The sequence below is a fragment of the Candidatus Poribacteria bacterium genome, from assembly GCA_021295755.1.
Taxonomy (GTDB): Bacteria; Poribacteria; WGA-4E; order WGA-4E; family PCPOR2b; genus PCPOR2b.
This window is the reverse complement of the sequence record JAGWBT010000004.1, coordinates 42,569-55,913: the sequence shown is the minus strand read 5'-3', so window position 1 is coordinate 55,913 and position 13,345 is coordinate 42,569. Positions and strand designations below refer to the sequence as shown.

The 13,345-nt window shown below is 49.9% G+C and carries 12 protein-coding genes and 1 tRNA gene; 9 read left to right on the top strand and 4 right to left on the bottom strand.

The features are described from left to right. The first annotated feature begins 77 nt into the window (after positions 1-77). From J4G02_01560 to pth, 9 genes are all read left to right on the top strand, one after another. Complete coding sequence (locus J4G02_01560) at positions 78-1,355, top strand: hypothetical protein (protein ID MCE2393281.1); 1,278 nt, start codon at positions 78-80, stop codon at positions 1,353-1,355. Positions 1,356-1,443: 88 nt separating this feature from the next. Further along, entirely contained in the window at positions 1,444-2,787 is a 1,344-nt protein-coding gene (locus tag J4G02_01555; GenBank protein ID MCE2393280.1) for a nuclear transport factor 2 family protein, read from the top strand. 1 nt (position 2,788) lies between these two features. Next, the gene (locus tag J4G02_01550; GenBank protein ID MCE2393279.1) at positions 2,789-3,724 is read left to right on the top strand and encodes a hypothetical protein; all 936 of its coding nucleotides are present in this window, start codon (positions 2,789-2,791) and stop codon (positions 3,722-3,724) included. Between the two features lies 1 nt (position 3,725). Continuing rightward, complete coding sequence (locus tag J4G02_01545; protein MCE2393278.1) at positions 3,726-4,610, top strand: 4-(cytidine 5'-diphospho)-2-C-methyl-D-erythritol kinase; 885 nt, start codon at positions 3,726-3,728, stop codon at positions 4,608-4,610. After that, positions 4,611-4,682: transfer RNA gene (locus J4G02_01540), tRNA-Gln, on the top strand. It begins immediately after the preceding gene. Between the two features lie 63 nt (positions 4,683-4,745). Next, positions 4,746-5,420, top strand: coding sequence for a 50S ribosomal protein L25 (locus tag J4G02_01535; GenBank protein ID MCE2393277.1), 675 nt, complete (start codon positions 4,746-4,748; stop codon positions 5,418-5,420). Between the two features lie 192 nt (positions 5,421-5,612). Next, a complete protein-coding gene (locus J4G02_01530) occupies positions 5,613-6,764 on the top strand; it encodes an N-acetylmuramoyl-L-alanine amidase (GenBank protein ID MCE2393276.1) in 1,152 nt (383 codons plus the stop codon). After that, entirely contained in the window at positions 6,754-7,485 is a 732-nt protein-coding gene (locus tag J4G02_01525) for a GerMN domain-containing protein (protein MCE2393275.1), read from the top strand. The genes J4G02_01530 and J4G02_01525 overlap by 11 nt, the downstream gene beginning before the upstream one ends. A 57-nt stretch (positions 7,486-7,542) precedes the next feature. Then, on the top strand, positions 7,543-8,133 hold the full coding sequence (pth, locus tag J4G02_01520; GenBank protein ID MCE2393274.1) for an aminoacyl-tRNA hydrolase: 591 nt from the start codon (positions 7,543-7,545) through the stop codon (positions 8,131-8,133). 33 nt (positions 8,134-8,166) lie between these two features. On the opposite strand, the gene rsgA is transcribed toward pth, so the two are convergent. The 4 genes from rsgA to J4G02_01500 form a co-directional block, all read right to left on the bottom strand. Continuing rightward, the gene (gene rsgA, locus J4G02_01515; protein ID MCE2393273.1) at positions 8,167-9,126 is read right to left on the bottom strand and encodes a ribosome small subunit-dependent GTPase A; all 960 of its coding nucleotides are present in this window, start codon (positions 9,124-9,126) and stop codon (positions 8,167-8,169) included. Positions 9,127-9,206: 80 nt separating this feature from the next. Continuing rightward, positions 9,207-9,974 carry a sugar phosphate isomerase/epimerase gene (locus tag J4G02_01510; GenBank protein MCE2393272.1) on the bottom strand — a complete coding sequence of 256 codons (768 nt, stop codon included), beginning with the start codon at positions 9,972-9,974 and terminating at the stop codon, positions 9,207-9,209. Positions 9,975-10,024: 50 nt separating this feature from the next. Continuing rightward, positions 10,025-11,053, bottom strand: a complete 1,029-nt coding sequence (locus tag J4G02_01505) for a hypothetical protein (GenBank protein ID MCE2393271.1) — start codon at positions 11,051-11,053, stop codon at positions 10,025-10,027. A 44-nt stretch (positions 11,054-11,097) separates the two neighbouring features. Further along, positions 11,098-13,005: a hypothetical protein gene (locus J4G02_01500; protein ID MCE2393270.1), complete on the bottom strand. Its 1,908-nt coding sequence runs from the start codon at positions 13,003-13,005 to the stop codon at positions 11,098-11,100. Positions 13,006-13,345: the final 340 nt, after the last annotated feature.

The window sequence follows — 13,345 nt, the reverse complement described above, 5'->3', positions numbered from 1 at the left end:
TCGTCCTTTAGGGCGGGGAGTATGTCAAGGTCAGTAGTCGAGTCTCCGTATGAGCCCCCAACAAAACGAGGGAATTCATGACAAAAATCGGTATTGCGAGCATCGACATAACACCCCAGCACCCCGTCTGGCTAACGGGCTATGGCAACCGTGACCACAGATCTGAAGGTGTCTACCAGCCACTCACCGCCGGGGCTATCTCCATCACCGGTGATACAGACGAGGTGCTGATCTTAACCGCAGACCTCATCGGATACGACCTTGCGTACGCAGCGTCCGCAAAAAATCGGATCGCTGAATCCACCGGTTTGCTACCGCGCCAGGTCGTTTTGACAGCGACGCACACGCATTGTGCGCCGTTCTTCTATCCGATGGCGATGCCGGGCGAGGTTGAGAAGGGATATGCAGAATTTCTCCTGAACCAGCTTGTCCAAGTCGCAGTTGCAGCAAAAAATCGGCAAGTTGAAGGAACTGTAGGGTTTTCGAGAGGACACTCTGAATTTGGCGTCAGTCGCCGTCTGCCGGACGGAGAGGGTGGCGTTCTATTCGCACCAAATCCGGATGGTACCATGGACCGAGATTTAGACACCCTCTGGTTTAGTAGCACAAGTAGAGAATTGATCGGCAGCTTAACAATCTTCGGCTGCCACCCAACAAGCCGAGGCGGATACATGCTGGGCGGGGATTACCCCGGCTTTCTATGCCGCGCATTAAGCGAACAAACCGAAGCACCCGCATTCTTCGCGACAGGCTGTGCGGGAAACATTCGTCCATGGTTTAAGGGCGAGAACAACGGCTTTAACACACCGTCACTCGAAGAGCTAGAAACCGCCTCCCGACGAATTGCAGATGAGGCGATCCAGTCCCGACAAGCCATAACCCCAGTGGACGCTGAAGAGTTGTGTGTCACAAGTGATTTTCATCACCTACCCTATGCCGAACTACCCGATGATGCAAGGTTCCGTGATAAGGCAGAAAACCACGCCAATCCATTCATCAGACAGTGGGCATCAGAAATGCTCAAGCTATCCAAAGCAGGTGGACTACCTACCAGTTGCCCGCAAGAGATTCAGGTGGTGCAATTCAACGAAGCGCTACGAGCAATCTTCATCGGCGGTGAGGTACTAACAGAGATAGGTCTACACGTCAAAAGCGCACTCCAACCCGCGACAACGATTACGGTCGCTTACAGCAACGGCTTGATCGCTTACGTACCGAGTAAGGAGACGTATGACCTCGGCGGATACGAAGTGGATGGCTCTCACTTCTACTTCTTACGTCCTGCCCCGTTTTTAAAGGAGATTGAGGACCTGATCGTTGCCAAGACGGTAGATATAGTTAAGAAAACAGGTTGATTCCTTCAATTGACAATAAATGCCGCACAACAAGAGGCTCGGCTCTATACCCACAAATTAATTCGAGGGTTCTGCCATGAAAAAGTCCATGAAACATCTTACAACCGCAACTTTCATTAGCGCATACCTAGCACTAATCTGTGGATGCCAACAATCATTCAAACAGGTTTTTGTTGAGGAAAGCGAAATTGACAAACAACTTGTAAATTATGCCCGCCCCGAAAATGGAGGTGTAGTTTATGTCTCTCAAGATAACCCCGATCATCCCGCCTCAACCTTGACGAACGGAATTGTAAACTCTGAAGGTTGGGATCAGGGTGAGGGCTGGGAATCGAAGTTTGATGGCGAATATGAATATGGTGGATACATAGAACCTGGCGAACGTGAGCAGCTGGCAGTCTTCAGTCGGGGAGGCGGCGCAACACGTCGGAACGAAGATACAAATCAGATAGATTACAATAGCGGAGACCTTTACGGCGGTGGGATACAGGGTACTGCTTCTTCGGCGGTAGGCTGGGCTGTTATTCAATTCGCAGAGGAGGAACTGGTAACCCGCGTCATCGTCCACACCGTCGATTCGGAGAAGTATCCCGCCAGCCAGTACGGCATCAGCGATTTTGCGGTCCAATATTGGACGCCACACGCAAACGGATGGAAGCACGTAGATCGGATTGGGAAAAAGATCGGAGAACAACACAACAGTATCCGCAACAACAAAGATGGACGAGTCGTCGTGCGTTTCAAACCGGTGCGAACCTCAAAGATTCGTCTGCTTATTCGCCTGACAAATGACACCGAGACCTACGCAAAAAGGCGTTCCGTCGGCTACACACACGGAATGCTCAGTCGCATCCGCCTCCGCTCTATGCGGGGAACGATTCGCCTCACTGAAATCGAGATTTATGGACTTGAAAAGAAAGACGAACTCGCATCGATGACATCAAGCCAAGATGACGCTAGTGAACAGCTGCTTGATGAGATTTTCGCGGTAGAATCCAACGCGCCTGTGTCATCATCGGATTCCGATGCATCGACTACCGAAGATTTTGCGCGGGCTGCGATGGAGACAGTAGCCAGCCCACAAGATCCCGTTGAAGTCGTTATCCAAAGATATGCATCCGCTTACACCAATCGCGATCTATCCGCATTGATGGGGACCATATCGCCCAACTACTCAAGAGATGGCGAAAATTACAAGCAGCTGCGAGAGAAGATGGCGGGCGTATTCCAAAGGTATGCACAGATCGATTTTTCATTGCAAAAATTGCGTGTTCAAGGCAAAACCCGAACAGCAACGGTGGACGCAGATTACACGGCTGTCCTAACTTCAGCAGCAGACTCACCTGTAATGCTTTCAGGCAGGTTGTCTTTTAGATTGATTAAGTCCAAAAATGGGTGGCAGATTTCAAGCATCAACACCCAAGGACGATAACATGAACCTTAGAAACCCGTCGATTTTGCCGCACGTTCCACTCCTCCGCTCCGCAAGTCCAAGAGTGGGAGTCCGATGTGCAACGCATGGTCCCTTAACCCCAATCTATCGCTATCTCACTTCCTGCCTCTTACCAGTCGCACTGTGCGTTCTGGTTGTGCTCAACGGATGCGGAGCCGCAGCGACAACTTTTCAGCTATCCCCCGCTGACGCCGAAAAGTTGAATCCAATTCTTGAAGAACTTCAGTTGAGTTACAATCTGACTTCGACATTAAGGATACTGCAGCTAATCGTGACCATTGAGGAAGAGGACAAAAAAGAAGAAGTCCGAGAATCCCTCTGGTACAAGAGATCCGAGACGGACGGCGATCTACTGCACATTCAAGCGATGGGACCCCTGAATGAACCACGAGTGGTTGCTATTGCTGCGCGAAACCAGTTTCTGCTTTATTTCGTCAACGAGGAAGAGGTCATTTTTGAACCGTTGGAAGATCAGGTGCTCCAAGAAGTTTTTGGGGTAGATCTGCGGGTTTCCGATGTGCGGAGCGCTATTTTCGCAAATCCCTTCCTAGACGGGCGAACCGGCGAGTTGTCCCTAGCACATTCCGGTGCGAAGTTTGTGGTGAGGCGTCCCGGTATCACCGCAGGTCAAATTGAGCAGATTACAATCTTTGTGCGCGATTCCGAACCGCAGGTCAGCGATTGGGAAGTGCGTGAAACCAACGGCACAACTATTCAGCGAGCAAAGTTCTCAGACTATCGGGAGGTCGGCGGTATCTTGCGCCCTCATAAAATTGAGATAGAACGCCCCATCGAAAAGACGCGAGTCGAACTGAAAATTATAAAACCTGAAATCAACCTTGATATCAACGACAGTAAGTTTGAGTTTGAGCGGTTTTTGCAGCAAGGTACACAGCGCCCATTGTTGAAGGAGTAGCATGGCAGATTTCGACTTGTGCGTACATGCACACGGAAAGATTAATCTGTACCTCGATGTTATTGAAAAACGCCCGGATGGGTATCACGAAATCGAAACAATCTTCCATTCTATTGGCCTGCATGACGACATCTACCTCCGCAAACGTACTGATAGACAAATCACAGTGCACTGTGAACACCCACATGTGCCGTGCGACCCACGTAACCTTGCCTATCGCGCGGCAAAGCTGCTGCTTGACAATACGCCCGATCTGAGCGGCGTCGAAATTACGATTCTGAAACGGATACCGGTCGCAGCGGGCCTTGGTGGAGGTAGCGCAGATGCCGCTGCGGTGCTGTGTGGAATGAATACCCTTTTTCACCTCGGTTTGACACAGTCAAATCTAATGCAGTTAGGCGTACAACTTGGCGCGGATGTGCCGTTTTGTATACTGGGTGGCGCCGCTCTTGGACGCGGCATCGGTGAAATCTTGACACCGTTGCCTGCCATGGACAAACCGTGGATCCTGCTGGCAAACCCCGGCTTTGAAATCTCTACCGCTTGGGTTTATCAACACATCAATTTATTATTGACTCCACCCAAAAAAAATGTTACAATGCTGACTCGCTGTTTGCAGAATGGCGAGTTTTTCAACATCGTGCGCTATCTCTATAACGGCTTAGAAGTACCTGTTCTCTCGAAATACCCCGCTGTCGCTGAGATAAAAACCAGACTCAACAAATACCCAGGCAGCCGTGGGGTGCTCATGTCAGGGAGCGGCGCAACGGTGTTTGCGTTAATGCAAAACCAAGCTCAAGCGAAGCTGGCTGCCGCGAACTTCGAGAACGACTTCGCCTTTTGCAATGCAACCCCTATGAGTAGCGTGGGAGTGCGTATCTCTTGATGGGCGGTCGCCAAGCGGTAAGGCACGGGTCTTTGGCACCCGCATGCGTAGGTTCGATCCCTACCCGCCCAGCATTTTCATAGGCCGTAGCTATCGTCGCAGCTACGGCTTTCTTTTGTCCTGGAGGAATATCACATGCAACAAGTTAAACTTGAAGCCCAAAAACGGGAGGCTGCTGGCAAAGGCGCCGCACGTGGCATGCGACGTGCAGGGAATCTTCCTGGAGTCCTGTATGGTCGCAAGAACGAGGTTATCCCCATCCAAATTGATGCACGAGGTTTTCGCGATTTTCTGCAAAACTACGGGGAAAACACGTTTATCAATCTGGAAATCGCAGATCACGGCATCGAAAACGTTATGGTGAAAGAAATTCAGAGGGACCCGGTAAGCAATCAACCGCTTCACACAGATCTCCTGCGCATCTCAATGGATGAACCGATTACCTCTGCAGTACCAATTACCTTAATCGGATCTGCCCCGGGAATCCAAGAGGGAGGAATCCTTGAATTTCCGCACCGACAATTAACGTTACACTGTCTCCCAACCCTTCTACCTGACGAAATTGAGGTCGATATCAACGAATTAACGATCGACGATAGGATCTCGGTGGAAGATATCTCCCTCCCTGAAGGAATTGAGATTATAGATGACTCAAACACACGGATCGTCGCTGTTGTGCCGCCGAGGATCGAGGAAGAACCAGAAGCGGAAGATGAGGAAGGCATGGAACTAGAAGCAGAAACCGACGAGGATGCGGAACCAGAAGTCATCTCTCGCCGCAGTGATGATGACGAGGACGATGAGGAATAAGTGTGTGGCGCTTTACCTGCAAGTTCGCCACTATTTTAGGGTGTCCGATAGGCAGCGTAATTCCTCTATATCACTACATTAGGTCATCAGAATAAGCCGCGATAAGTGCAGTAGCCCTCCGATAGATCTGGACACAATCTAGCTCGACTATCGGTAACATGTTACTACAATCTTGTAGTCAGGTGCTTAATGGTGCGTCAATCCATTCTATCCATTGCCATTTTGTTATCGAGTTGGATCAGCTATAGCTACGCTCAATCCTCGCTAATCCGTTTTGTTGATGGAAGCGGCAAGTCGCTCGCCCAAGCACAGATTATTGAGCAGGATGGCGGATTATATCTGCCAGTTAAGACCTTGCGGGAAGCATTCGATCCGGGGATGAAACAACAGTACAGTTCCCTGACAAAGCGGCTTACCTTAAACCTCAAAGAGAAGCAGCTCCTGCTACGAGTTGGATCACTTTCTGCTAGCGCCGATTCGGACGAAACGAAATTGTCACTCACGCATCCCCCACTGATCATTGAGGGACAATTGATGCTGCCCCTCACATTTTTTACCGATCTGCTGCCCAAGTTATACGATTTTCGGGTCACTCATAACCCCGTAATACAGACGATACACATCACTGAAAAAACTGCACCACTCCCTGATCTCTCCGCTCCTGAGGCTATGGAAGGCCCAGCAAAATTTCTGGTAATCCTCGATCCAGGACACGGCGGTGCCGATACAGGTTATCACGGCAGCACAATGCGACCGGAGAAAGATATTGTCCTTGACCTTGCCAAACAGGTCGAGGAGGTTGCCAGCCGGAATCAGGTGGCGGTCCTATTGACGCGCGACGCAGATTTTGAACGGCGTCCGAGCGAGCGAATAGATATTGCACAGAATAATCAAGGGAAACTGTTTCTCAGTCTGCACTGCAACACCTCTTTTTCAGAACGGGCCGCAGGTATCCACCTCTACATTAGTAATTCCTTAGGATTTACCCAATTAGAGCGTCCACCCACTCATCCAAACGAAACTTCACAGCGTAACATAACTATCGAAACGCTCTCCCAAGAAGATTTCTTGATACAGAGCCGGAAGTTCGCTACGATTCTCCAGACAGAATTAGAAAAGCTCTCGCCTGCTCCAATTCCCCTGAACGAGATACCGGTCGCAACCCTGGCAGCGGTCTACATGCCGGCAGTTCTTATTGAAATCGGTTATCTATCTAACGAAGCCGATGAAGCGAGACTCGTAGACGCCGACAACCTTGCCCTCCTCGCAACAGGAATAGTACAGGCAATTCAGACGTATATCGCAGAATCAGATCAGGCGGAGGAAACTGCCAATGGTAGATAATGCGGTGCACAAGAATATGAAACCTACTCAGATTCGGCATGTTGCGATTTCAACTGCCACTCTCGCAATCACTATTGCTATCTTAGTGATATTTATAACATGTGAGTCTCCACAAACCGATCCAACGCCAGTACCTCCTCCTTCACCCATTGTCATCTCCGAACCGGCACAGACCCAACTTCAGAAATGTACGCTCTTCTTCTTTGATACCAATTCACTCAGGCTCGCCGGCGAAGAACGACAGCTAAACCTATCCCAAGATGTCACTGAACGCCTTAAACAAACTATCACCGCACTCCTCAGTGATTCCATCAGTGGCTTATATCAAACCATTCCCAAAGGTACGCTCCTCTATGAGGTATACGTCGATGAACAGGCAACGGCGTATTTAGATTTTTCACAACATCTCAAAGACGGTCATATCGGCGGAACAACCAGCGAAGCCCTCACCGTAGCCGCAATTCTGCGAACTGTTAAGGTGAATTTCTCGGATGCGATTAGAAAGGTACAGATTCTTATTGAGGGGCTTGAAACGGATACGATTGGTGGGCATGTCGATATTTCAAAGCCGCTGAGACTTACGCTGGACTTGGAAGTGGTGAGTAAGCATGCAGAATCAACCGAAGCAGAATCGACAGAAGTTGAGTCGACCGCAGTTGAACCGGCGGAAGCCGAAACAGTGGAAGCAGGTCAAGCTAGCGGGCAGGAAACAGATAATTAACGCTATTTCTCACAGTTGAATGCCCCTCCCGAAACTTCCTAAAACTAAACACCCATCATGTCCACACCAAGAAAGCTAATCGTTGGACTCGGAAACCCCGGTCCCCGATACGAAAATACGAAGCATAACCTCGGATTTTGGGTTGTCAACGAACTCCTCTTACGATTGCAGCTAGATCGGCTAGCGCCCTTGTGTAAGTCACTTGTCGCTCGAACAGAATGGCACGACTCCGAAGTTATCCTTGCCAAACCGATGACTTATATGAACAACAGCGGACAAGCTGTCAACATGCTTGTTCAGAAGTTTGACATCTTCCCGCATGAGCTATGCGTAGTTTATGATGATCTGAACCTAGACATCGGTGTGCTACGGATGAGAAGGGCGGGAAGCGACGGTGGACATAACGGGATAAAGTCAATTATCCATCACCTCGGCACACAGGATTTCCCGCGTTTACGTGTGGGGATCGGAAAGGTGGAAGGAGATTGGATGGATCATGTTCTCAACGAATTTTCCGCCGCCGAGAGAGAAGATATCAATTGGGCAATTCCCTGCGCAGCTGACGCGATTGAGACGTTTGTAATAGAGGATGTCCAAACAGCAATGAATCGTTTTAACGGATGCGCTCCTCCGAAACATGACCCTTGATCACTTTACCGCTAAGCATGCAGAAGAACGGCGTTATGGAATGGAGGGCGAGTTCTCTATATTCTCCTCGTTTCTCAGCGAAACATAACTCAGATAGCGAACATCGCTAATTTCGCCCGTGTTGACCGCCTCGGTAACCGCACAACCCGGCTCAGACAGATGGACACAATCTGTGTATTTGCACTTGCCAAGATAATTTTCCATCTCCGGAAAATAGAGATCGAGATTCTCCGTATCGACGCCCCACAAGCCGACCTCTCGAATGCCGGGCGTATCCGCCACCTCACCGCCAAAATCCAAGCAAAAAAGTTCCACCAGTGTTGTTGTATGCCTACCCTTCCCCGTTTTCAGTCCCACTTCGCCGACACGCAAGCCCAGTCCCGGTTGAACCGTATTCAGTAGGCTTGACTTTCCCACGCCGGACGCACCAACGATGACGCTAAACTTATCTCGTAGCGCGTCCCGAAAAGGTTCAATGCTCTGTGGATAATTGATACTTGTAAAAATCACTGGATGCCCGAGTTGCTCGTAGGCGCTCAAGATTGAACCCAATTTTTGCTGTTCTACTACATCGATGAGGTCAACTTTATTGATGCAGACAACCGCATCCATCTCCCCCACTTCTGCCAAAATTAGGAATCGATCCAAGAAACGATAATTAAGGTCAGGCAAACGAGTTGAGAGAACAATAACCACCTGATCCGCGTTCGCAACAACAATCTGTTCGATGGCATCACGCTTGCCGGGGTGTCTGCGCGAAAATTTTGTCCGACGCGATAAAATCTCCTCAATGACCCCCTCGTCATTATCGAGTGGCGTCACAATGACCTCATCCCCAACGGCAACGGGATCCGCGTAGATCTGCCTCCCCTCTGCAGATCTCTGGGCACGCTTGACACGCCCCCGCAGCTGACAACGAAGCACCGCGTCACCATCCTGAACATCATAGAAGCTAGTTCTAGCTCGAATGACTCGTCCTTGAATCGTATCCATAACCAAGGTTGAAGACTACAGGTTGAAACTTCGCGATAGCATCACCAAGAAAATATCTATACCTAACAAAGAAAAATAATCTAGACATACGCTTTCATCGTTCGGAGCGCAGTTTCCACATCAACATCAAAATCATCAAAACTGCATTCGCATGAGACACGCCCATCGTAGCCAGCACCCTCAAGGGCGGTAAAGAACTCCTCGAAATCGAAGTCATCGTTGCCCGGATACGATCGTTTCGCCGGCTCGGCGATATGGACGTGCGCCAACCACTCTGCCGCATCAATGATATTTTGCATCGGCTCATCCTCTTGCCAGACATGGTATAGGTCTGCTAGCAACTGAATCCCCTCTCGATTAACCCGTTGCGCCATCTCCAACCCATCAGCAACAGTGCGGAGGATATTTCCCTCCCTATGACAGATTGGCTCAATTACGATCGTAATATCATTCGCTTCTGCGTGATCTGCAGCCATGTCCAGAAACTCCGCAATCTGATCTAACGCGCTCTCTTCTGAATAACCGTCCTCAAGATTGCGAGAGCCACTGCTTCCATAAACGATAATCTCCCCACCAATCTCCTTCGCTCGACGACACGCGGTTTCGACATAGCGCGACAGCCGTGGGAAATCAACCACGTCCCCGACGACGCGCAAATCACCTGGAATAAAACCTGAATACGCCTCCGGCTTCAAAGTTGACTGTGCCACGCGTTCCTGAATCTTTTGAAACTCCGCATCGCTCGCTTCTGGAATGAGCGCATTTCTCACTCCTAATTCAATGTAATCATAGCCAACCGCTGCGAGCCTATCAATCTTTTCGAGCGGAGCGCAAACGCCAAATCTCATACTGTTCTCCTGTCCTTTTAAGGTCGGTTCAAGAATAGATCAACTACCATTTATGCGCTATCTCCAGCGATTTCTCGAACCTTCTCAAAGAAAGCTTTCTTACGTTCTGTATTGAGTCCCCACTGCACCGGTACACTTTGGTAACCGTCGGAGTAGTTATTCTCGCCCGGATCGAAATATCCCCACGACGCATACTCACTGATTGCTGCAACGAAGTTATTAAGCGGCTTATCAAAATCGAAGTGATCGTCCTCATTGAACAGAATCGGCATCGTTCGGTAGCCGGACACCTGCCGTGCTTGCTGAACCATCTCGGCGATCCGGTTGGGATCGCGGACACCGTTGCCGTGCATCAACAAAAAGTCTGATGTTCGCACGACGTTCTCCTCTGAGACCTTTCCGCCGCCGTAGCTTGTCCCGACAAGCAGCCGTCGTCCATCACGGGTTATGCCCTTAACCCGTTCAATCAACTCATGAACCCGGTCCGGTTTCAAAATGTCGTGGAGATATCGCTGTACATTGCATTCATTGTTGACCTCAACGAGGACATTCGTATATCCCTGATCAAAGATCCAGTGCGTAACATTATCTACAGCACGAACAACCGCCGCCTCGTCGCTAACACGCTCATCTTGACCAAAATAGAAATAACCCAGAATCACAACCATTCCAAGTGCATCGGCACGATCGATAATACGAGTCAACCGATCGATATAATCGGGGTTTAAGCTACCATCTGCCTCAATCCCTGTATTATGCCACGGCTGCCCCTTCGAGTATCCCTCCGGGCTTCCACCTTGAAGGTTGATCGTAAATGCCAATAAACCGTAGGATCTCCATTCAGGCATTGCCTCTAAGAACTCTCGCGTGTTCCTTTCCGCATCCCACTCGCCGGTGTCAGGATATGCCCACATGGCGACAGTCTCCGGATTGCGATCATCGAAAACTCCCTGCACCATCCGCGAATTGAGGAGTAATCCCTCAATCTTATGTCCGTTATAGAATCGACCGGGATAGGTTATTTTTCCATTGATGTAAAACGCATCGTCAGCAATACTTATAGCAGTTTGCCTTTCCATATAATCTCCTTTTCGAGTTGTTTGAACAATGCTATTTGAGCACCCTATCGAAACGGCATCGGCACCCTGTCGCCATGCCACGGAAAGGCATAGCTCGGTTGATTCACAAAACGTCGCATCGCTCCCTCCAGTCGAATATTTGTGGAGGGAGGTAGTTGGACTACAAAATACTTGCTATCAACAGGAATGGTATTCTCCAATGCTTTTTCTTGGTCAATTGTCTGAAATTTCACTTGAGTAAATTGGTGTTCCCCAAAAGCACCCGCCTGTACAATCACATTCCGAGTTTCAGTTCGGTTGAGATTCACAAGCTGGATGCCCACCCTGTCAGACTCCAATTTATCAACTAGAGCCGCCACATCCTTCGGAAGCCCCGGACGTGCACGGTCCATGTCGAAATAACGTACCGTCGCACGCAACAGTCCGCCATTGTAGATAGGCTGTGGTGAGCCCATCGTCACCTGTGTGATTCCCTTGGTAACGACAGGGTTCGGGGGCCACCGGTTCTCGGCGATAATCTGCGCGGTATCACGGGAGTCACAACGCATAAACTCGTACATCGCCAAGACGTATTGATACTCCGCCTGTAACCGCTTTTCGGGCCAATCGGGGTTTACGCCGTCGTAGTAGTTAAAACGTGCCTCCAGATTCCCACTGCTCCGGTCACCCGCAACCTCGACTTCATTCCAGTCATTCTCCCTTTCACCGGCACGCAGTCTCGCTATTAGCTCGTAATCCCTTGCCCCCATCGACGCATGATATACACGTGCCAACCACTGAATTCCTCTCGGCTGATATCCCTCCCAACCGTTTTGCGTGATTCGCGTTGGCACAAGCAACTGACCATCTTCCCGCGTCTTAGCAAGACTCAATAAAAATTCAATCTGCGAGCGGATGAATTCCAGATAGCCAAAATCGCCGGTGAGCAACAGGGCACATTCAGCGGCGATGGTCGCGGCTAAAAACGCATTACGGGCAGAATTACGACTGTTCCACCCGTAAAATCCACCCCACCATTGACCGTTGCGTTGCTCGCCTACCTTTCCTGTAGGTCCGACGTTGTCCGGAATAATCCCGTTGTTAGCCCGTGTGCGGTCCATCCACGCTTCCGTGTATTCGAGGACCCACCGCTTATACTTCTCTTCGCTGGTGTAAAGATAGGCATTCGTCATCAGCGCCGTAGCCGCTAAATTATCTGGAATATCGCCGTTAAGAACGACGTCATCGAAAATCTTTAGAATTTCTTCCGCCCGCCCCGGGTTCTCAAACCAGTTCTCCTCTAAATCCTCAACCACCGGATAGAGGTTTGACCGTTGAGCGTGCCCGTGTGCAACGCCACCCGGATAGTAAACCGGATCCAGCAGCACCTTCGCCAGCGCAAGGTCTGCATGAAAACGGGGACCGACGCTGCCATGGAATGGAGAGCGAATAATCTTATACTCAGGGTCATAGTTGGGGGCTTCAGGATCCTCAGCCATATACATCGCTGCGAACCGTTTGGCGCGTCGGATGTTCTCCGGATGGGTTGGATCCGCCAAACCGAAGCAGTAAAAGGACTGATTGCCTTCGCCCATGTGAAACCAGTCGGCGGGACCGTTCAGGTTGTAGTACTCATTGTGGAGTTGCACCCGAAACTCTGGATGTTGCGGCTCATCCTCCCGACGCACAATCCCGTCATCATAAAGCCGGGTAATCGCATTCCATTCTTGGAGACCGATCTCCAGCACCCTCTCATCCGCACCGATAGCGTAAAGGAGTCCTTTGTATGAATGCGCTTCGTATGTATCATCAACATCGTTCACATTATAAGGGGTTCCATCAAGACGACCATACTTCTGCGCCGCCAAATCCACCGCCTTCTCCATGAGGCGGATAAGTTGATGCTCTATCAATGCCCACGCCGGCGGCGTGGAGATCTCTGCCGCCTTGATCGATACCATATTTCTTTGCATGTTTCGTATTGTCATTCTCCAACCTCCAACACACGAAAAAGGCATAAAACGCCGTTCCAGCCTTCTACCTAATTACAACATAGGCATGTCCATTATCTCACATCAACACCTATTTTTCAACGCCAAATCCTGCATTACAATCAAATTTTAATGGCGAGTAAAAAGTTTGACAAAGCTTTGCACATTGGCATAAACTAATATCCATAATGCTCGCTGCCTTTTTCTACACGCACATCTCCTAAGCTAGAGACGCATCGAACGCAAACATTGAACCCAAAACCGTTGAAGTCGAGTTGCCCGCGCTAGAAGGAAAAGAGTGGGGAGCGGCCCGCTTAGAGGC

Coding starts and splice junctions, on each gene's coding strand:
- J4G02_01560 (MCE2393281.1), top strand. CDS start 78: ATGACAAAAATCGGTATTGCGAGCATCGACATAACACCCCAGCACCCC.
- J4G02_01555 (MCE2393280.1), top strand. CDS start 1,444: ATGAAACATCTTACAACCGCAACTTTCATTAGCGCATACCTAGCACTA.
- J4G02_01550 (MCE2393279.1), top strand. CDS start 2,789: ATGAACCTTAGAAACCCGTCGATTTTGCCGCACGTTCCACTCCTCCGC.
- J4G02_01545 (MCE2393278.1), top strand. CDS start 3,726: ATGGCAGATTTCGACTTGTGCGTACATGCACACGGAAAGATTAATCTG.
- J4G02_01535 (MCE2393277.1), top strand. CDS start 4,746: ATGCAACAAGTTAAACTTGAAGCCCAAAAACGGGAGGCTGCTGGCAAA.
- J4G02_01525 (MCE2393275.1), top strand. CDS start 6,754: ATGGTAGATAATGCGGTGCACAAGAATATGAAACCTACTCAGATTCGG.
- pth (MCE2393274.1), top strand. CDS start 7,543: ATGTCCACACCAAGAAAGCTAATCGTTGGACTCGGAAACCCCGGTCCC.
- rsgA (MCE2393273.1), bottom strand. CDS start 9,126: ATGGATACGATTCAAGGACGAGTCATTCGAGCTAGAACTAGCTTCTAT.
- J4G02_01510 (MCE2393272.1), bottom strand. CDS start 9,974: ATGAGATTTGGCGTTTGCGCTCCGCTCGAAAAGATTGATAGGCTCGCA.
- J4G02_01505 (MCE2393271.1), bottom strand. CDS start 11,053: ATGGAAAGGCAAACTGCTATAAGTATTGCTGACGATGCGTTTTACATC.
- J4G02_01500 (MCE2393270.1), bottom strand. CDS start 13,005: ATGCAAAGAAATATGGTATCGATCAAGGCGGCAGAGATCTCCACGCCG.